Origin of the sequence: Pseudomonas sp. KB-10 (assembly GCF_018221585.1) — a bacterium.
GTDB lineage: Bacteria > Pseudomonadota > Gammaproteobacteria > Pseudomonadales > Pseudomonadaceae > Aquipseudomonas > Aquipseudomonas yangonensis.
On record NZ_QYYB01000001.1, the window covers coordinates 190,205 to 210,065 of the forward strand.

General features: G+C 61.8%; 17 protein-coding genes. 1 reads left to right on the plus strand and 16 read right to left on the minus strand.

Translation table 11 applies throughout. From position 1 onward, the window contains the following. Positions 1-11: 11 nt before the first annotated feature. The 3 genes from DXK50_RS00840 to DXK50_RS00850 form a co-directional block, all read right to left on the minus strand. Positions 12-1,667 (minus strand): hypothetical protein, encoded by a 1,656-nt coding sequence (locus tag DXK50_RS00840; RefSeq protein WP_212629035.1) that lies wholly within the window; start codon positions 1,665-1,667, stop codon positions 12-14. 427 nt (positions 1,668-2,094) lie between these two features. Further along, complete coding sequence (locus DXK50_RS00845; RefSeq protein WP_212629036.1) at positions 2,095-3,789, minus strand: glycosyltransferase family protein; 1,695 nt, start codon at positions 3,787-3,789, stop codon at positions 2,095-2,097. 122 nt (positions 3,790-3,911) lie between these two features. After that, the gene (locus DXK50_RS00850) at positions 3,912-4,814 is read right to left on the minus strand and encodes a glycosyltransferase family 2 protein (protein WP_212629037.1); all 903 of its coding nucleotides are present in this window, start codon (positions 4,812-4,814) and stop codon (positions 3,912-3,914) included. 367 nt (positions 4,815-5,181) lie between these two features. Between DXK50_RS00850 and DXK50_RS00855 the strand changes: the two genes are divergently transcribed. Then, on the plus strand, positions 5,182-5,859 hold the full coding sequence (locus DXK50_RS00855; RefSeq protein WP_349292073.1) for an NAD-dependent epimerase/dehydratase family protein: 678 nt from the start codon (positions 5,182-5,184) through the stop codon (positions 5,857-5,859). Between the two features lie 8 nt (positions 5,860-5,867). Here the strand turns inward: DXK50_RS00855 and DXK50_RS00860 are convergent, their stop codons facing one another. The 13 genes from DXK50_RS00860 to DXK50_RS00920 form a co-directional block, all read right to left on the minus strand. Continuing rightward, a complete protein-coding gene (locus tag DXK50_RS00860; protein ID WP_212629039.1) occupies positions 5,868-6,275 on the minus strand; it encodes a hypothetical protein in 408 nt (135 codons plus the stop codon). Positions 6,276-6,296: 21 nt separating this feature from the next. Continuing rightward, entirely contained in the window at positions 6,297-8,489 is a 2,193-nt protein-coding gene (gene gspD, locus DXK50_RS00865; protein ID WP_212629040.1) for a type II secretion system secretin GspD, read from the minus strand. Positions 8,490-8,553: 64 nt separating this feature from the next. After that, the gene (locus tag DXK50_RS00870) at positions 8,554-9,051 is read right to left on the minus strand and encodes a hypothetical protein (RefSeq protein WP_212629041.1); all 498 of its coding nucleotides are present in this window, start codon (positions 9,049-9,051) and stop codon (positions 8,554-8,556) included. Beyond that, positions 9,048-9,644, minus strand: a complete 597-nt coding sequence (gspM, locus tag DXK50_RS00875; RefSeq protein WP_212629042.1) for a type II secretion system protein GspM — start codon at positions 9,642-9,644, stop codon at positions 9,048-9,050. The genes DXK50_RS00870 and gspM overlap by 4 nt, the downstream gene beginning before the upstream one ends. Then, a complete protein-coding gene (locus DXK50_RS00880; protein ID WP_212629043.1) occupies positions 9,641-10,750 on the minus strand; it encodes a PilN domain-containing protein in 1,110 nt (369 codons plus the stop codon). Before DXK50_RS00880 ends, gspM begins: the two co-directional genes overlap by 4 nt. A gap of 5 nt (positions 10,751-10,755) precedes the next feature. Continuing rightward, positions 10,756-11,565 carry a hypothetical protein gene (locus tag DXK50_RS00885; RefSeq protein WP_212629044.1) on the minus strand — a complete coding sequence of 270 codons (810 nt, stop codon included), beginning with the start codon at positions 11,563-11,565 and terminating at the stop codon, positions 10,756-10,758. Beyond that, positions 11,562-12,188, minus strand: a complete 627-nt coding sequence (locus DXK50_RS00890) for a prepilin-type N-terminal cleavage/methylation domain-containing protein (protein WP_212629045.1) — start codon at positions 12,186-12,188, stop codon at positions 11,562-11,564. The genes DXK50_RS00885 and DXK50_RS00890 overlap by 4 nt, the downstream gene beginning before the upstream one ends. Then, on the minus strand, positions 12,185-12,586 hold the full coding sequence (locus DXK50_RS00895) for a type II secretion system protein (RefSeq protein ID WP_212629046.1): 402 nt from the start codon (positions 12,584-12,586) through the stop codon (positions 12,185-12,187). Before DXK50_RS00895 ends, DXK50_RS00890 begins: the two co-directional genes overlap by 4 nt. Then, positions 12,583-13,056, minus strand: a complete 474-nt coding sequence (locus DXK50_RS00900; protein ID WP_212629538.1) for a GspH/FimT family pseudopilin — start codon at positions 13,054-13,056, stop codon at positions 12,583-12,585. The genes DXK50_RS00895 and DXK50_RS00900 overlap by 4 nt, the downstream gene beginning before the upstream one ends. After that, positions 13,031-13,459, minus strand: a complete 429-nt coding sequence (gene gspG, locus DXK50_RS00905; RefSeq protein WP_212629047.1) for a type II secretion system major pseudopilin GspG — start codon at positions 13,457-13,459, stop codon at positions 13,031-13,033. Before gspG ends, DXK50_RS00900 begins: the two co-directional genes overlap by 26 nt. A 113-nt stretch (positions 13,460-13,572) precedes the next feature. Continuing rightward, positions 13,573-14,793, minus strand: a complete 1,221-nt coding sequence (locus DXK50_RS00910; protein ID WP_212629048.1) for a type II secretion system F family protein — start codon at positions 14,791-14,793, stop codon at positions 13,573-13,575. A gap of 12 nt (positions 14,794-14,805) precedes the next feature. After that, positions 14,806-16,506 (minus strand): type II secretion system ATPase GspE, encoded by a 1,701-nt coding sequence (gene gspE / locus DXK50_RS00915; protein WP_349292054.1) that lies wholly within the window; start codon positions 16,504-16,506, stop codon positions 14,806-14,808. Between the two features lie 54 nt (positions 16,507-16,560). Beyond that, on the minus strand, positions 16,561-19,830 hold the full coding sequence (locus tag DXK50_RS00920; protein ID WP_349292074.1) for a class I SAM-dependent methyltransferase: 3,270 nt from the start codon (positions 19,828-19,830) through the stop codon (positions 16,561-16,563). Positions 19,831-19,861 lie beyond the last annotated feature (31 nt).

The window sequence follows — 19,861 nt, forward strand, 5'->3', positions numbered from 1 at the left end:
TCACCCAACTATTAGTTAGACTTGTGGTTCCAAGCAGCGTTGTAGTTGGACAGTACGCCGCCCAGGTCGCCATTGGTGACCTTGATGGTAGCGAAGCCCAGCGCCGGCAGACCACGGAAGGTCTGAGCAGGCGCAGTGGCAGTCACAACGTTAGCAGCGTTGGTGTCCAGGCCGATGGTAGCCCAACCGGAGGTGTAACCAGTTTCCAGCGCCCAGTTGTAACGAGCGTAGCTGTCACCGGCAACCAGAACGTTGCTGTTGTTGAAGGTTACAACGTTGGCTTCGTAGCTCAGAGCGAAGCTGACGTTCGGGATGGTCGGACGCGGGGAGAAGCTGATGTCACGAACGACGGTGACTTCTTTCTCTTCGCGATCCAGGTAGCCCAGGGTAACCGGCACTTGCGAACGAGCATTGCCATCCACACCCTGCCACAGGCTGGCAGTCTGGAACGGGCTGACATTATCTTGAGCGGTAGCGCCGGTGTAGTCAGCTACGTTGGTGCCGTTTACGCCAGGAGCATTACCGTTCGGCACACCAGCAGTGGTGATCGGACGGGTGCCGTCGGCCTGGATCTGCGAATCCCAAACATAGTGGTGCTTGGTCGGGAAGGTAACGACCCAGTCGGTACCGCCACCAACAGCGTTCTCAACCGAGAACTCGTTGCTCAGGCTGGTACGCTGCAGGACAGCGCTGACCGCATCGATGGTTTTGCCGAAGGTGTAGTTGGTGCCACCGATGTTGGCGACCAGCGAACCACCCAGACCAGCAGCCGGAGCAGTCACAGCAGCGCCCGGAGTACGGTTGCCGTTCAGGTCAGGGAAGGAGTAGCCAGTGGCGTTGTGCAGGTTACCGATGGCGGCGCCGCCAGCAGTTTCAGCGTCAACCAGGGAGATGAAACCATCGATAGCGGTGGCGTCATAACCGATCTGCTGACCAGCGAAAACGTTGGTGATGGTACCTACGCCGTACAGGCCGCCCAGGCCGCCGTCGGTGGAGGCATTGATGGCAGCAACGTCTTTGAAGCCGTAGCTGAAATCGTTAGGAGCAACATCTTTCCACTGACCGGAAACGTACTCGGCAACGATAGCGCCACAGTTACCCGGAACGCCATTAACGTGCTTGATGGCGGTGCCAAAGGTGGCAGGCTGGCCGTTGACAGTGCCGCTGGTGGTGGCAACGGTCGGATCCAGAACACCCAGCTCGATGATTTCAGCGTAACCAACACGGGTACGCTTCAGATCTTGAGGACCGCCATCTTGGCCGCGCAGAGCAGTTTCAACTGCGCCACCGGTGTAGGCCAGGTTGGTGAAAGCCTGACCATCAGCCGGAATGGCCGGCACGGTGCAGGAAGTATCGCGAGTGATCAGCTTGGCGCCATCGTCGGTAGCAACAACAACACCGTTCCAAACGTCTTTCGGCGACAGGAACAGATGGAAGTCCAGTACGTCTTGAGAGTTCAGGGCTTCACGGAAGCGAACCTTGACAACCTTGTACTCGTTGGTGGTGTTGGTGACACTGATAGCAGTATCGTTGCCGTTTTCAACGGTGTACATCGGGTACAGGAGAACTTCACCCTGACCGTTGTGGTTCAGGCTGATAGCAGCGTTAGCGGATGCAGCAGCACCCACGGTAGCTGCCAGCGCAATGGCTTTAGCCAAAGTTTTCATGCAGAGATTCCTTTTCAGCTTTAATGGACGTGTTGTAACAGCTTTTTTTGCAGACACTGCTTACAAAGCGCAGTGGGATGCTACCCACGCATCATGCCCTTTGCAAGCCTGCACTGTGAATAAAAGCGGTTTTTTTTGAGCTTGGCGGGAAAATTGCGGGGGAGCATCGCGGCCCTCTGAAATTGGGCCCTGCAAACCAAAGCGGGTGACTGGCGCAGATAAAATCAGGGCCCGCCCGCCGGGCAGTGAACTGCCGTTTGGGAAGGCCCCGACCCAACACGTTACATCAAGCTGGGCTGCTGCAAGTGCGCTTTAGCTTCATCAGTATAGGGAAAGCCCCCTACAGAATACAACCGCTATTGCACTTTGCACGGAACTAATTAGCCATTAGCCAAGCAAGCCCTGACACCCGCCGCAACGGGCGCCGTCAAGGTATTGGCGCGCTGGAAAACAGGCGCTTGGCCTGCCGCAACAGGTTGTACGGCAGCCACCTCAGCATCGCCCCCACCAGCGGCCGCCGATACAACGCCAGCACCAGGCGCAGCGCGCTCTGGCGCCAACAAGGCGCCACAAGCGAGACAGCGGCAGGGCTCCCCCAGGCGTGCACGGGGGGTAGCGACGGTAAAACCCCAAGCGCCTGAGGGGCCAGATATTCAGCCCAATAAAAGGGCACTGGCGACGCTTGCGCCCAATTTTCAGGCACGGACACCACCTGCAAACGCTCGCGCACCTCGAGCAACCGCTGCAACCAGGCCTCGGCGTCGCTACCCGGCGCCTGCAGCCAGCTCAACGGACGCCCGCGCAAGCGCTCGGCAAAGGCGCCCAGGTCGCAGGCCAACACCGGCACCCCGGCCTCCAGGGCCGCACTCAGGGTATAGCTCCAGGTTTCCGGCCAGCGCACCGGGAACCATAAGAGGTGGGGCTGGTGCGCAGCCAGTAGCGCAGGTAACTCGGCATCGATATAACGCCCCAGCTCGGTAACAGCGCGCCCCGGCGCAACATGAGCGCTGCCGAGCAACAGAAACTCCAACGGCGCCCCGCGCCGACGGGCCAGGGCGGCCACCTGACGTAGCTCCTCAAGGCCCTTTTCACGCCCTAGCGCGCCGAGACACATGACCCGCAGCGGACCGCTCAGCGGCGGCACATGCGGGGCGGGATAAGCACCGATACGCTCGCGATCCGGGTGCGGCCGCACTTGCAGCTCGAGCTCGGGCAACTGCTCAGCGAGGCGCAGGCGCATATCTTCACTGGGCACGATGCAACGGCGCGCAGCACTGGCCAACTGGCGCAAGCTGAGCGCCAGGAGCGGGTTCGCCAGCTCGTGCACCACGCCAGGAGCGGGCGCACGGTAGTGACCGCGCCGATCGGTAAGGGTCGGGCTGCCGCCGATGATGGTGTAATCATGCAGCGTCAGATCCAACGGTGCCTCCAGGGCGAGCAACCAAGGCCAGAAATCAGCACAATAGCCAGCGACATGCTGCACGTGCACCTGAGCCAGCCCAACGCCGCGAAGCAGGCCAGCGAGCTGCTCAGCTTGTTGCGGCCAGGCGAAACACAGACTTTCGCCCTCGAAACTCAGCCGTACGCTTTGCCCCCCAGGCTGCGGCCGTAAAACCAAGCTCCATGCGCGCCCGGCCACGCAGTCAAGCAACTCGCGAACGTAGCGCTCGACACCGCCTCCCATCGCATGGGTCACCTGGAGCATCACCGGTAACGGCGAATCGCGTAGCGCCTGGAGGGCCAGTGCAAATCGTTGCACGGCGGCCTGACGCTGCTGCCCCTCCCCCCAACGGCCAAACGCAACAGCTGCAGGAATCAGCAGGTGCGCCATGCCTTGGTGGGTCAGCTCCGCCAGGGCATCGTCAAGCGAAGCTGTAGCGAGATCCAACCGTGCGACAGCTGCAGCTGAAAGCAGCAAGCAGTCGAGGTCCACAGAACCCAGCGACAGCGGGGCCTCATCGAACTGCGCAGCTGCCTGCTGCAGCAGCGTATGAGGCAGCGCCACCAGCCCCCCCAAGGATGCCAGCGGCGTGACACTGGCAACGGTCTCATCGACAAAACCAGACAACAGGCGAAACAGGGAAGCCTCATCCAGATAGAGGTCATGACGACGAAGAAACAATGCCCGCCCAGCATCACGCGCGGAACTGACGGCTTGGCGCCAATCTAAATCGGCGCCGCCATGCAGCCAGAGAAGGGGCTCGCCATCAACAACAGCAGAACGATGCTCCGCCGCCAACGCGTTCACGCAGCACCACCGACCAGGCGACGGCCGAACTGGCGCAGCACCAGCAGGGTGAAATGCAGCCAGACCCCCATCGCGACAGGAACGGTCAAAACGGCAGCAGCTAAACCACGGTTGAACTTACGGAAGTAACGCAGCATGCCCTTGTGCTTGTGCCACTCGACAAACAAGGGGGTAGCCCGACTGCAAGCACCCTGGTGATGAATACCACGAGCCGCAGGATCAAACAGAACCTGCCAGCCCGCGCGATGAAAACGCATGCACCAGTCCAAATCCTCGCAATGGAGGAAGTAGCCCTCGTCCCAGGCCCCAACCTCGCGCAACGCAGCGCCGCGAACCAGCATGCAGGCGCCGGAAACCGCATCCACCGGTTCGACAGCGGCAGGCAGCGGCTGTGTATGCATCTCAATCGGGGCCGCCAATTGCGGCCAGCGCCGGCTTAGCACTTCAAGGCCGAACAGGCGGACGAACGCCCCGCCGACACTGGGAAAGCGCCGACGGCAGCCGCGCTGCTCACTGCCATCAGGATTTAGCAGAAGGGCACCGACCATTGCGCTACGAGGGTTTTGCTCCAGGCTGGCATACAGGCTGGCCACCGCACCAGGTTGCAGGCGGCAGTCGGGGTTTAGAAAGAGGAAATTGTCATAACGGGCTGCCGCGATACCATGGTTGCACGCAGCGGCGAAGCCGAGATTGCTCCCGCTGAGCAGTACCTTTACAGCGGGCTCATTGGCAGCCCACACCCATAACTGCTCGACGCTGCCATCTTGCGAGCCGTTATCAACCACGACTACCTCTGCCACTTGGGGCAACACGGCAGCGATGCAGTCAACAAGCAGCGGGCCTGCATTGTAGTTGACTATGATCACCGATACCGCAGGACGGCTGGTTGATTGCAGCATTACGAGAAACTCCCTGAGGGGCCCTTAAAAAGCGGTGAATAGTAAACCAGTATGCACATTGGCGCAGCTTGGACAGATTGCATGGCATTGCAGCACTGTTCACCTCGGCTGGAGTGCTCCTGCGTTTGAAGTCTCGCCACGCTACAATGACGTTTTCTTTGTCTACCGAACTATGACCGACACCGCAGCTCTTTTACTCACTGGCGCCACGTCTCAGTTGGGCGATTTCCTATTGCCAGCACTCCAGGACAGATCACAGACGCTCATAGCGTGCAGCCGCGCGCCTCGCCCCAGCGGTAATGACACAGGCCAATGGCTGCTGGGTGATTTGACTAACCTGCTAGTCCCAGAAGGCACACGTACATTGGTGCATCTGGCTCCGATCTGGCTGCTGCCACCACTTCTGCAACGCAACGACTGTCGAGGCTTGCGGGTATTGGCCATCAGCTCCTGTAGCCTGCATGCCAAGATTGATTCGCCATCTACTGCAGAGCGAGCATTGGCTTTACGCTTCAGCGAAGCAGAAGCGGCGTTATGGTCGCTGGCACAGCAGAACGGACATAGACTGACATTGCTGCGCCCAACCATGCTTTATGGGGCAGGCAGGGATGGCACCGTGGCGCCCATGCAGCGCTGGATAAAACGCTGGCGCGTGCTTCCGTTTCCCGTCCTGGACTACGGCCTGCGCCAGCCGGTACACGTGGAGGATGTGGCAGGCGCCGTGCTGGCCTGCCTGGATAATCCCGCGACTGTCGGTAAAGCTTATGATCTGGGCGGCGGCGAACGCCTGATGCTCGATGCTTTGGCGCAGCGACTATTCAGCGATAATGACTTGCGACCAAGGCTGCTGCCCGTGCCACGCCAAGCCGTAGCCCTGGCAATCAGTCTATTGCGACGCTGGCGCGGTGCGCAATGGGATAGTGCATTGCTGCAGCGGGCGCTACGCGATCAGGTGGCAGACAACAGCGCGGCAATAGCCGACTTCGGCTATGCGCCGCGCCCTTTCGACGGGCGCTTCCCGCCTGCTTTGCGGGCGCCGCGCTGAGGAGCTCGTCAGTTCTGACGCAGGAACCACCATTGGCCTTCGGTGCGGATCCAGCGCTCCTGCGTGGCGCGCTCGATGACCATGGGCTTGCTACCAATGGAGGAAACGTATTTGTAACGTACGTCCACCATCACCGTGCAAGCGTCCTGCTCGCAACTGGCGGATTTGACGCTAGCCGAGACGTAACGCGAAATACCTGCGGCGTAGTCGGCGCGGAACCGCGCCTGGCTATGGGTCTCGCGGTAGCCGGGCGTGGAAAAGGCGTAGGCTTTTTCGATGTTACCAGCCATCAGCTGATCAAGGCGCTCCTGGGAGCGAGCCTCGACCTGCTCGCTGTCCGTCTTGGCCGGCAGCAGGCTGCAGGCACTCAGACTCAGAACCAGGGTAGCGAGCGCAGCGTTTTGCAGAGCAGTCACGGGAATTACCTCTTGATACGGTTATTGACTGAGTTCCTCACGGAAGGATTCGGTGATACCGCGCATCTTGTCGCGGAAGGCCTCACCGATGCGATCGAAATCACGATAGCGATTGACCGCCTTGGGACTGATGGTCACCAGCAGTTCGGTACGCGCACCCGCATCGGTCTTGTAGCCGAACAGCGGACCGATGAGCGGTAGCGTATGCAGGTAGGGGATGCCGGCATCACCGGTTCGGGTGCTGTCCTGGATCAGACCGCCGAGAATGATGGTGTCACCACTCTGGATGGCCACGGAGCTCTCGATGGCTCGCTTGAGAAAGGTCGACTGGCCAGTGACCGCATCTCTCTCTTGGCCGACGTCGGTGACCTCCTGCTGGATGTCCATGACCACCAGCCCCCCCGCATTGACCCGCGGGCGCACGGTGAGCTGGACCCCGGTGTCCTTGAGCGTGAAGTTCTGCGTCGTGGTTGGCGTACCGCTGGTGGGGAATGAGGTGGTGCCGGTGGAAATCGGCTGCTGGGTACCGACCTGAATGGTCGCCTCGCGATTGTCCAACACCAGCACCGACGGCGAGGACAGCGACTTGACGCTGGATTTGCTGGACAGCAGGTTGATCACGGAGCGCCAGTCGTTACCGGTGAATACGTAGGAGAAGCCGGTGCCGATACGGCCCAGCTCGTTGGTCAGCGACAGTTGCCCACCGCCGACAGTACCATCGCCGCCCGTCTGGGTATTGAAGAACCACTCGACGCCGTACCTCAGATCATCGCTGAGGGTAACCTCCCAGATGGAGACCTCCACCAGCACCTGTGCCGGGGTCTTGTCGAGCTTGGTCAAGGCCGAGCGCATGGCTCGCCACTCCTTGGCGTCCGCCATGATCAGCAGGCTATTGGTGCTTTCGTCGGCAACGATACGACTGCCGCTCTCGGTGACCATGCCGGTGACGCCAGCAGCCCCCGAACGTCGCGACGAGCCCCCCGACGAGCTGCTACTCCCCAACGAACTGCCGCCCAGCGAGCTTGTGCTATTGCTGGAGGTGCTAGTGCTACTGCCGAGGCTGCTGCCAATCTCGCTCTGTCCGAGCCCCGGCGCGGTGGTGCCACTGGTCTGACTGGTGCCGGTACCGCCATTGGCGCTGGCACCGAAAAGCTGACCGAGCAGACTGGCCAGGGTGGCCGCTTCGCCGTTCTGTACGCTGTAAACATAAATCTGCGAGCCGGGGACGCTGTCGTCGATACCGACCTGGTCAAATCGCTTGATCCAGTCACCGATGGTGGCGAGCTGCTCGGCCTGCGGCGCGATGACCATGACACTGCGAATCTCCGGCATGGCCAGCAGCTTCACCGAGCCGCTCATCCCTTCCAACTCAGGATTGGCAAGCATGGCGTTGAAGCGCTCGACGACCAGCTCAGGGTCGAGATTGAGCATCTCGTAAACTCCGAAGGACATCCCCTTGAGGACGTCGACATCGAACATCTGCAGGGTGCGCAGGGCATTGCTCATCTGCGGCCCGGACGCCGCGAGCATAAGGATGTTGCGACTACTGTCGACCCTGAGGATGCCGTCCTTGAGCCCCAGAGGCTCGAGAATCTTCACCGCCTCGGCAGCTGACAGGTACTTCAGCGGGATGATCTGGACACCATAACCACGCTGCACTCCGCCGCTGCGCGGGGTCACTGCGACATCCTTGCGCAGCTGCGCTGCCGGGCCGACACGATAGATGCCGTTACTGCCCTTCAGCATGGCGATACCCTGGGCGTCCAGCAGCGACTCGAGCATATCGAGCAGCGCGCTTTCAGGCACCGGCGTAGCGGAAACCAGGGTGATATTACCGCCCACATCACCTTCCAGCGAATAAGGCACCTTTAGCATGTCACCAAGAATAGCGGCCAGCACATCCGCCAACGGGGCGTTTTCAAAATTGACGTTGACGGTATTCTCCCCGGCCCGGGTCTCCCCTTGCGGCAGAGACGTCACGAACCTGCCACTACCCTTTTGCTCCAGCAGGGTACGACCGCTCTTGCGGACCTCATCCGTGACAGCCTCGTCACTCGGCGCGATCACTTCCTGGCCTGTGCGCATCAGTTGCACAGGCTGTTCCGGCGCCACCGTTACCGGGTCACTGGCGCATCCCGACAGAAACATCGCCGCACAAAGCAGGCTGAGGGGAAAACGCAAATGGTGGCGCATGGCCTGAGAGGCAATGTTCATCGGATTCTGCTCATGTTAAAGCGCATGGATTGCGACTCGTGGGAATTCTGAATTAACAAGACGTTCATGGTTTCTGCATGGGCTCGAGGCGGATCGACGAGTTACGCGGACTGAGCACCTGCAGTTCCACGCTGCGCCCATTGGCACTGAGGCTGACGCTCTGCAGCGCGATATCCTCTACGCGCCAGCCACTGACACTCCCCCCCCGACGCACTCGCTCGACCTTCTGCCCGTCATGAACCAGGGCCGTGGGCACGTCACCGTTGACGATGATCCCGAGCACACGCAGACCATCAATAGTGGCAAGCGCAGTACCGCTCGATTCCTCTTCCAGGACCAATGGGCGCCGCCCCTCCCAGAACAACGGACGCTCCAGCAGGACCTGAACGTCTGCATCGGACACCCGTTCCTGCAGCAACACTCTGGGAATACGGTAGTCCGGGGTCGAGGCAATACGCGGCGGCTCGACGCTGACACCAGACCAGGCAATGAAGATCAGCAACAACAGCATGGCCAGCACGGCGCAGAGCACTGCGGTGAAGTGGCGCAGAAGGAAACTCACAGCTCGGCCTCCGAAGATCCGGGTGTGGGCTCGGGCAGGTAGGAGACCACCGACATTGATACCTGCAGAATCTGAGGCGCCGGGCCCCGAGCAACACTGCGCGGCACTGCGGCGACCATGCGCAGACTCTCAATGGCCAGCATCGGCCGCGCGGCCTCGAGACGGCGCACAACCTGCTGGATCTCGTCCAGACCGGCGGCGAACTGTGCTTGCACACCGACCACGAGGACACCATCTCGCGGCGGCAGGCTAAGCGGTGCGATGGAGCGGATGGAGGCGTTGGAAGCACCGAGTGCGTCCGACACGCTGCGCTGAATGGAAAGCGACACGGCCTGGGCATCCTGCCCGCTGGGGAACAACCACAGGCCCAGGTTGTTGGCTTGGTATTCCTGGTTGGCTGCCTCTAACTGCGCGCGTGACGCCTCGACGCTTTGCAATTGCTGCAGAGTGCGACCATCGCGCAGCAACTCGAAGCGATACCGCTCGTGGCGCTCAGCTAGCGCGCCAGCATACAACCCAAGCAAAAGGATCAGCAGCACGACTAGCAAACCCCAGCTGACCAGCGCATGATGACGGTTGAGCAACGGACTCATGGCTGCGCTCCCTGTTCGGGCACCAGCAGGCTGGCGGTGATGGTGAACTGGTCCAGACCGGTCTGCATGTTGCGATTGACCGGGGCGGAAAACTTTGCGGCGTCGAACATTGGCGAATCGTTGATTGCCTGAATCAATTCGACTGCCCGCGGCCCGATACCGTTGACTGTGATACGGTCGCGCTGAATGTCGAGCACTGACAGGTAGTAGTCGTCTGGCAGCAGGCGGGTCATTTCCGCGAGCACCTGCACGGCGGATGGAACCTCGCCACGACGCGCCTCCATTTCACCCAGACCATCGAGGCTGTGCTGCAGTGCTTCACGAGCGACCAGCAGGCTCTGGACCTGCGGACGAAGCGCAGCAATCTGTTGCTTGCGCTCGATGACCAAACCGCGCTCACGCAACACCGGGGCACTCATGGCCGCCAGCAATGCCAGGGCGATGGCCATCAGCAACCAGCTGTTGCCATTGAGGCGCTGCCACCAGCGACTGGCGACACGCGCCTGGCCAAACAGGTTGACCTGCGCCACCCCTTCGACCTCCAGGCGCGAGACGGTGAGGCCGGTCAGGGTCTGAATCTGCCCGACCACGGGATCGACCTGATCACGCGGCACAGCCAGAAGCTCGACTTCGACCTGGTCGTCCACCGGGCCGATGATGCGGGCATCATAGTAGAGTTTCTCCACCGCGAAGGGGGTAAGCCGGCCGACCTGGTAGCCGAGCACTTCGCGCAGGTTGTCGACCGCCTCCACTGGCAAGCTGATGCGTTTGCGCAACACACGCGCAGCCGGCCACTGCACCACCAGCTGCAGCAACTCCCGACGCACGCCGGTAAGCAGCGCCGCCTGCAGATCTACGTCGTGCCCCTGCACACCCTGAGCATCAACTATGACCCGGGCGACCTCCTGCTCCGAACGCCCCTGCACCTGGCGAAAGCTCAGCACGCCGACATCCGGCAGGGGCACCACGTGCAAGGTGGGCGAAGGCTTGAGCAGGCGCGCCAGGATGATGCCGGCAGGCCCTGCAGTCAGCCCGCGGCGCCACCAGCGAAACAGCTGATTGAGATCGACTCCGAAGAGGCGCAGGTCACCGACGTCAAGCTTCATGCAGGTCAATCCAGATAAAAAGCGGGATTATACTCATTGCGCCGGACGATCTGATAGTCGGCATCCCCTCCTCCAAAAACGATCGTGACTTCAACCTTCCGCACATCCCTGCCTTCACCCACTTCGACCTGCAGACGAAACACACGCCCGCCGGGGCTTACCAGCACGCCGGGAGGAACACCAAGCGCATCGCCCCCCCCCTCACGAATAGCGTCATACAGACGCCTATCGCCAGCAAGCAGCAGAAGCCCGAGGCGCTGAGGGGCCAAGGGCAGGAATACGCCTGACTGATCGGTATCCACGGTTACCAGGGGCGACAGGCGCTCCACAAGCGCCCTATCGAAACCTGGCAACTGCAAAAGTTCCCCCACAGAACGCAGTTTTTCCACCTGCTGGCCGCCCTGCTTCGGCAGGCGACGCGCCATCAGACTACTCACCGCCAGGGCGACATCGGCCTGCGGCCCGGCCAGCGCCGCAATGACCGGTTCCAGCAGCTCGGGTGGCGCACCCGTCAGACTCAGATACGCCTCTTCAGGCAACAGGCGGAAACGTACCCGCTCATCATCGAGCGGCAACACCAGCACCTGCCCTGCAAGCGAGCCCCAGGTGTCGCCACCCAGTCGCTGCATCCCGGCAAGGTAGGCCAAAGCCGCGTCAGCAGCGGCGCGCGCGCGCACACGTTGAGATACCTCGGCAGCGAGCTGACTGTCCACCCGGACGGAGGTACTGAACGCAGCCAACAGCAGCATCAGCAACGCCAGCACCCAGAGCACAATGATCAGCACGACGCCGCGCTGCGCACCTGTCGCGCTCATCGTACGAACCTCAGGGTTGGTGGCTGCTCGTTACTGACCTGCACGACCTCGAAGACCAGCAGAGGCCAGACACCGTCGTCGCCGCTCAGCTGCATGGACACGAGCTGCGGCGGCAGCTCGCCCTGATACTGATCGACCCAGGCACTCCCTCCTTCCTGCTCGACGAAGTAGGCAAAACGCATCTGCACCTTGTGACTGAGCTGGCTGAAGCTAGCCGATTGCAGCAAGTCATCCGCTACCTGATCGGCAACATAGGGCGCGAAACGCGCCCAGACTCCCCCGCGCCCCTGCCAGTTGCTCACCCACTCGAAGATATAGGGCACGCTGCCAGAAGACATCGAGAGGGGGGCCACGTAACGCAAATGATCGGGCGCACCGAAGAACAGCGCTGACGCCTGCCCAGCGTCATCGGCAGCCAGACGCGCCGGGTACAGTTGCCCCAGGTGGCGATAGAGCATCGCACTCAGCTGACGCGAGTCCTCGACTCGGGCGCTGTGCTGCTCAGCAAGCTGCCAACTGCGCACGCCGGCACGAAAGCCGCCGAACAGCACGACCATCAACAGGCCAAGCAGCACCAGCACGACAAGTACTTCCAGAAGGGTAAAACCGCGACTGCGCCTCACCTTTGCACCTCATCGATGCGGCCAAGACGCAACGTCACCAGATCATATCGAGCGGTGCGGCCGCGACCGTCATCCCACAGCACGCGCGTACTGACACGATAGAGCACGCGCTCACGCTCCTGCAGCTGTCCGGCCAATTCCCAGCGTAATGGCTCGATACCCACCTGCCAGCTGTAGCCGGATGCGTCGCGGCCTTCATGGTAACCTGCCTGCAACGGCACGGAGTGCCCCACTTCGGCCAGCCGCGACTGAGCAACCAGCGCAGCCTGACTGATCCGGTCGGTGCGCGACAGCCCGCGCAGACCACCGGCGAACGCAGAGAGAATGACACTGAGCAGCAATGCCGCGATGACGAAACCGACCAGGACCTCGAGAATGGTGAACCCACGCTGCTTCAACGGGCCGACTCCTCGTGCAGCGAGACCTTGCCACTAAGCCAGTCGACGTCGATGCGCAGCCCGCCGGCAGCCCCGGCCAGCCGTACATGCCCCCCGGTCGAGGAGCCATCGGGAAAGAAGCGAATGGCCGCCAGTCCATCATGCAGCTCAGTGCTGGCGACCCTGGCGCGCACCACGATGTCCCGGCCGATGTCGCGTTTGTCGTCGCCAGCAGTGTCCTGCCAGTAACTGCGCCCCTGGACGTCGAGCACTAGACTACGGCTCTGCTGCTGCAGCACCGCCGCCGAGCGGGTACGTCGCAACTCCACCTGCAGGTCACGTGCCACATCGCTGAGCGAACCGCCACGTGTCTTGCTGATCGCTGGAACGACAACGACCATGACCAGCGCCATGATCCCCAACACCACCAGTACTTCGATCAGCGTGAAGCCGCGCAGGGACGTGCTACTCCCAGCTGACGATATCGGCATCCTCGCCCTCTCCACCAACCTGGCCGTCGGCACCATAGGAGTAGAGGTCGAACGCGCCATGCTGGCCAGGGAACCGGTAGATGTAGTCGTTGCCCCAGGGATCCTTGGGGACACTGGACTTGCGCAGATAAGGGCCATTCCAGCGTGCAACACCGGCCGGTCGCGTGACCAGAGCGTCCAGCCCCACGTCATTGGCCGGGTAACGCCCCACCTCGAGATGGTACATGTCCAGCGCGGCGGCCAGTTCCTGGATCTGCATCCGCGCGGTATCGCTCTTGGCACCACCGACGTATTTCATGACCCGAGGGCCGACCACCGACATCAGCAGGCCGAGAATGACCAGTACGACCAGCAACTCGATCAGGGTGAAGCCGCGCTGGCGGCCGGTGCGATTCTTTTTCACTGTGCAGACAACCTTTAGGATTCTGAATTGCAAGCGCACGCCCGGAAAGAAGGGCTGATCGCGCGTTATGGGGAAGGCCCGGGGCACGCCGACGCAACGCGTTGGCACGCCATTCAACCAACCAGATCATTGACGCCCAGTATACCGAGCAGGATGGAAATGATGATACCCGCGATCATGACCCCAAGGCTAAGAATCAGGACCGGCTCGAGCAGCGCCAGCAGCCGCTTGATCACGGTCCCTACCTCATCCTCATAGATATCGGCAACCTTGAGCAGCATTTCTTCCAAACGACCGGTCTCCTCACCCACCTGGATCATGTGCATGGCGAGCATGGGGAAGCGCCCGCTGTCGAGCAACGCACCACTGAGCGAGCGACCTTCGCGTAACACCACGGTCGCCTCATCAAGATCATCCCGCAGCATGCGATTGCCGATTACCTCGCGCCCGATGGCCAGGGCGTTGACCAGCGAAACGCCGCCCTGCAGGAGGACGCCGAGGGTACGCGCGAAGCGACTGGTGTCGACATTGCGGACAAGCTCGCCAATGATGGGCCAGCCCAGGCTGCGCGCATCGAGACGCCGGCGTACCGCCTCGTCACGCCAGAGCCGTCCGGCCAGCCAGTACAGGGCGCCGAACAGCAGCAACACCAGCCACCACCAGTGCGCCATGAAGTCGCCCAGGCTCATCACGAAGCGGGTAGGCGCCGGAAGCTGCCCCCCCATGTCGGAAAACAGGTCGGAAAAACTCGGCACGACATAAGCGAGCAGAAATACCAAAGAGAGCACGGCCACGCCAAACAGGATCGCCGGATAGGTCAGCGCCGACATGACCAGCTGACGCATCGCCTTGGCACGCTCCAGATACTCTGCCATGCGCCGCAGCGAGACCTCGAGCGAGCCGCTGGCCTCTCCGGCCTTGATCATGCTGATGTAGAACGGCGAGAACTCGCGGCGCTCGGCGAACGCGTCCGCCAGGGTACTGCCCTTGCGCACAGCGGCTCGGATGTCGCCGACCAGCGCCTTGCCAGCATCATCGGCCAGCTCTTCGAGAATGGCCAGGCTACGATCCAGCGGCAGGCCGGAGCCGAGCATCACCGACAGCTCGCGGGTGAAATGCAGCACCCGATCACGCTCATTCATGCGCCGGCGCCGGCGCGGCGTGCGAGACGCGCCCGGGCGCCCCCGCGAGCGCCCGGCCGCAGGCTGTATGCTCAGCGGAACCCAGCCCTCGCGCCCGAGCCAGTCAGCCACCTCAGCCACGGTTTTCTTATCAATGACGCCTTCCTGGCTCTTGCCGGAGCGATCAAGCGCCTTGTATTTGAACTCTGCCATAGTGCCTTCTGGTCAGCGGCCAGGCTGCGCAACGCGCAGGACTTCCTGCACGCTGGTCAGCCCTTGCAGGGCCTTCATGAAACCATCTTCGAACATGGTGCGCATCCCCTGCTCACGCGCCAGCCGATAGATTGCCTCGCTGCTGGCATGCTGGATCACCAGGCTGCGCAACTCGTCGCTCATCATAAGCAGCTCGTGTATGCCCATGCGCCCCCGGTAGCCGGTATGCGCACAGGCGTCACAGCCATGCGCGTCCCACACCTGCACCGCTTCGCTCTGACCATGGGTCAGCAGGTGGCCGGAGCCCATCTGCTCAACTTCCTGCCACGCCATTTCATGAGGCCGCTTGCAGTGGCTACACAGCACCCGCACCAGACGCTGCGCCATGATGGCGTTGATGGTGGATGTAAGCAGGTAGTCCTCCATTCCCATGTCGAGCAGACGCGTGATGGCGCTGGGCGCGTCATTGGTGTGCAGGGTACTGAGCACGATGTGACCGGTCAGGGCGGCTTGAATGGCGATACTCGCGGTTTCCCGGTCACGCATCTCACCGATCATCACCACGTCGGGGTCTTGCCGGAGGATCGAGCGCAGGGCCCCGGCGAAATCCAGGCCCAGCTTGCTGGCCGTCTGGATCTGGTTCACGCCCTGAATCTGATATTCGACCGGGTCTTCAACGGTCAGGATCTTGCGATCAACGGTGTTCAAGCGGGCCAGCGCCGCATAGAGGGTAGTGGTCTTGCCGCTACCGGTGGGCCCAGTCACCAGGAAAATACCATTGGGACGTTCGAGCACGGCCTTGAAATCGTTCAGGATCGGTGCGGAGAGACCAATGTTATCCAGATCGATGGTCATACTCTGCTTGTCGAGAATCCGCATGACCACGCTTTCACCATGCATGGTCGGCACAGTGGATACGCGCAGGTCGATGGCGCGCCCCTGCAAGCGCAACTGAATACGGCCATCCTGTGGCAAGCGTCGCTCGGCGATATTGAGTTTGGCGAGGATCTTCAAGCGGGAAATGACGGCCGGTGCCAAGTTCGAGGGCGCGGCATCGATTTCCTGCAGCACGCCGTCAATGCGCAGGCGCACGATCAGGCTTTGCTCGAAGGGCTCGATGTGGATATCCGACGCTCGACTGTCCAGCGCCTTGGAAAACACGCCATTGACCAGCCGGATGACCGGAGCCTCGCTGGCCATATCGCGCAGACGCTCGACATCATCGGTATGCGCTGCAAGGTCGACCTCGGCAACATCGACATCGTCGGACGCCACCGCCGCAGCACCAGCACCATAGAGGCGCTCGTATGCGCTTTCCAGTTCGGACGACAGGCCCAGCATCGCCTCGACCTGACGCCCCGTGGCCATCTGCAGCGATTGCAGGACATATTCGTCCGAAGGGTCCAGCATGGCCACGCGCAGTGTGACGCCATCATCCGCCAGCGGCAAAACATGCTGCTCACGCATGAACAGCGGCGATACCAGATCGGCATCCATCACCGGCAGAGACGGATAGTCCTCGGCGGCCACCAGGCGGCAGCCGCTGCGCTCGACCTGCACCTGAGCCAGGTCACGCTCCGAAACCATGCCCAGGCGCACCAGAATATTGCCGAGCTGTCCACCGGAAACCTTTTGCACTTGCAAGGCGCGCTGCAGGTCTTGCTCGGAAAGCTTACCCGCCTCCACCAACCACTGGCCCAACTGATGTTTCACTGGGAACCTCCCCACTACCGCGACGTGCGCATACCGCTCTACGTGAAGCCACCTTCACGCGTGCCATAATACTTGCTTGATTCGCTGCTTCCACGCCGGCGAGACGACCCGCACGAGCCGCCCCATGCCGGGCAGGCCAAGCACTCTCCGCAGCAGGCCAACAGCAAGCGGGAAACGAGGGGCAGCGCCTCGCCGAGCCATGCTCCCCAACTGTGCCCAGCCTTCGTGCAGTTGCCGCCAGTCCGGCTCGCCCGGCGCCAACGAACCGATCATTTCCACCGCGAGATAGTCGCCCTCATAGGTAAATGCCTGCCCATAATCGCCGTCGAACACGCTGACCTGAGGCGCCACGCCGGATTGCAATTGGTTGCCTATCTCCATCAGCCTGGCCAGAACTTGCGGCGCCTCGATCTTGATCGGCAGCAGCCAGCTCCAGGGGCGGCCAGCGAGACGCTCCGGATAGGCGCCGACCTGCGGTGCTACCACAGGCAACCCCAGCTTCAGGCATGTCGAGAGGGTGTAGCTGTAGGTTTCGGGGCAGGTGCCAGGAAACCATACCAGGTCCGGAGCCAGGCCACGTATCAACGTCTCAACCTCTGCATCGTCGTAAGCGCCGTGGACATGCAGGTTGCTGAACGGGTAGGCCGCCAGCTCGCGATAGGCGTACCCCAGCAGGTGAAATTCCAGCGGTGCTCGCTGACGTCTCGCCAGCAGGGCACAGGCCTCGAGCAAATCAGCCCCCTTAAACACGCTCAGCGCACCAAGTACGAGAACCTTCTGAGGCCGTGTCATGTCGCCACTCGTCACCTTGAGCGGCTCCGTGACCGCAGGCTCGTGCGGTACCGCGACGAAGTGAGCATCCGGGAAGTAGCGCTGCATTCGCATACGCGTATCCACGCTGGGGGTGAACACTCGCTCGGCGCCGCACAGCAGCTTTTCGCCGAATGCCCGCCATTGCTGGATATCGACACCACCCGGCGCCGGGCGCTGTTTCAGACAATCGTTGCAGCCCGACTCATCGGGGGCGCCACAGTACCGTCCACGCTCATCCGTCAAGGTGATCTGCGGGCAGGCCAGGTAGTAATCATGCACAGTAACGTCATAGGGCACGCCAAGCTGCTGGGGCAGCAGCAGGAACTGCAGGTGCACACCGATAGTGTGATGAAAATGGATGCGGACCACGCCAAGGGCCTGCAGGGTCTCGAGCAGCAACGACGCATCATGCAGCGGGTCGAAACAGAGGCGGGCACTCTGATCACCCTCGACAGGCCCCAGAGAAACCACCCCACCCTCGTCGACCGGCTGCAGCAGGTAAAATTCGGCCGATTGCGCCAGACGCCGGGCCAGATCGTGCAGGTGGCGCTGCGTACCGCCACCACGACTGTGGTTGATCAACAGAACGACCGGTCGCTGAGAGCGCCTCGCACGCAGCAGATCGACAGCGAAACGCATGCGACGAGCCGGGTCCGCCATGATGTGCTCACGCACCACCAGATCATAACGAGGGTAGACCATGGTCAGCGCGCGATGACCAGCCTTCTGATGCTCGCTCTGGGTTTCGGCGAAACTGACGCCCCCCTTGTGATAGACGAAGGTGTCACCAGCGAACAGGTGCTGCCAACCTCGCTCAGCGGAGCGCATGCAGAACTCGTTCTCCTCACCGTAGCCACGACCAAACAGCACAGCATCGAACAAGCCACAGTCATCCAGGCAATCACGCCGGATGTACATGCAGAAACCGATTGCGGTCGGGATAGCCACACACTGGCCTGGATTGGCCTGACGAAACAGCTCATCCATCTCCGCGACGACCAACCCGGTGGGCAGTTCGTTATCCTGGCAAAAACGCGGATAACTGCAGATGGTGGCGCTGTTGGAAAACGGCGTCACCGAACCTACGCGAGGGCGCCCGTAAGCAACCTGCTGCAACCGGGCCAGCCAGTCACCGGCGACTTCGGTATCACTGTTGAGCAGCAGGACGTCCCGCTCGGGATGCAGCGCCATGCCGCGATTCACTGTTTTGACGAACCCGAGGTTCTGCTCGTTATGCAAGAGCGTGACGCGCTCATCGAGGGTGCGCAGCCAGGCAACCAGTTGCGGGTCCGGGCTACCGTCTTCGATGACGATGATCTGCGCCGGCACACTGAAGCCTGCAGTCAGCACACTCTCGATACAGGCCTTGGTTTCTTCGAGGCCTCGGTACACAGGAATGATCACATCGACCAGAGGACGGGGGCCGGGCGCCTGCCAAGATGAAGGCGCCACCGACGGCTCAAGCGTGCCCAGCACTCTGTGCGGCTTGCCCAGCAGCCGTAGCATGCGATTACGCGCCCGCCAAAGGCGACTCGAGGCTATCTCGCCCAGGCGTGCCTGCAACCGGCGACCATGGGCGGTGCTCTGCATGTATGACTCGGTGAGCTCAGCGATACGCCCCCCGCTCGCTTCTGCAACCTGCTGCTGCTGCGCCAGGGTGCGCAACAACTCATCACGCTGCTGATTATATTGCTCGAGTAGGGCATCACGTTGCGCCACTACATCGCGAGCATGCTGCAGGTCGGCACCCAAACCCTCAAGCTGCGCCTGACGCTGAGACAAGGCACGTTCGCTCTTGAACAGCTCTATGCCGTCGCCCAAGGCATGGAACAGCTGGATGACCCGGCGTGGCTCGCTACGTGCCAACTGCAGGAAATCGAGCATGGGCGCCGGGACCTGAGCACCCACGGCCAGCACGCCCAGACCGAACCCATAGGGAAACTCGAAGCCGGGATAGCGCTGGACAAGCTCGGCCCATAGCTGCCAAACGGCAAAATCCCCGTAGTGGACATTAGTGTCGTGAAAGATCACCACCCCACGCTCGCTCATCTTCGGCAACCAGGTCTCGAAGTCGTGCTTGACCGCGTCATAGGTGTGCAATCCATCGATATGCAGCAGGTCGACGCTACCATCGGAAAAATGCGCCAGGGCCTCATCGAACGTCATGCGCAGCAGCGTGGAAAAATCGCCGTAACGAGGATCGTGGAACCCTGACAGTTCGCTGTAGATATCATCCCCATACTGGCCGGCCTGACTGTCACCCTGCCACGTGTCCACGGCGTAGCAGCGAGTGGCGAGCCCCTGATGGACGACACCCTGGCAAAAAGCACTGTAAGAGTCGCCCTTGTGCGTGCCCAGCTCCACGAACACCCTTGGTTCGAGCATATCCAGCAAGGTGAAAGCGAATGGCATGTGGCGATGCCAGGAGCCAATGTCGGTGAGCCGCTCGGGCATTTCAGCCTTGGCGGCAAGAGACAGCAGATCAAGTGACGGCATGGTATTTTGGTTCATTCGTGAATGGCGGTTATGTTCGGCCGGCACC

Excerpts from the sequence above, each read along its gene's own strand:
- DXK50_RS00840 (WP_212629035.1), bottom strand. The coding sequence starts at position 1,667 with ATGAAAACTTTGGCTAAAGCCATTGCGCTGGCAGCTACCGTGGGTGCT.
- DXK50_RS00850 (WP_212629037.1), bottom strand. The coding sequence starts at position 4,814 with ATGCTGCAATCAACCAGCCGTCCTGCGGTATCGGTGATCATAGTCAAC.
- gspD (WP_212629040.1), bottom strand. The coding sequence starts at position 8,489 with ATGAACATTGCCTCTCAGGCCATGCGCCACCATTTGCGTTTTCCCCTC.
- gspM (WP_212629042.1), bottom strand. The coding sequence starts at position 9,644 with ATGAGTCCGTTGCTCAACCGTCATCATGCGCTGGTCAGCTGGGGTTTG.
- DXK50_RS00880 (WP_212629043.1), bottom strand. The coding sequence starts at position 10,750 with ATGAAGCTTGACGTCGGTGACCTGCGCCTCTTCGGAGTCGATCTCAAT.
- DXK50_RS00885 (WP_212629044.1), bottom strand. The coding sequence starts at position 11,565 with ATGAGCGCGACAGGTGCGCAGCGCGGCGTCGTGCTGATCATTGTGCTC.
- DXK50_RS00900 (WP_212629538.1), bottom strand. The coding sequence starts at position 13,056 with ATGCCGATATCGTCAGCTGGGAGTAGCACGTCCCTGCGCGGCTTCACG.
- DXK50_RS00910 (WP_212629048.1), bottom strand. The coding sequence starts at position 14,793 with ATGGCAGAGTTCAAATACAAGGCGCTTGATCGCTCCGGCAAGAGCCAG.
- DXK50_RS00920 (WP_349292074.1), bottom strand. The coding sequence starts at position 19,830 with ATGAACCAAAATACCATGCCGTCACTTGATCTGCTGTCTCTTGCCGCC.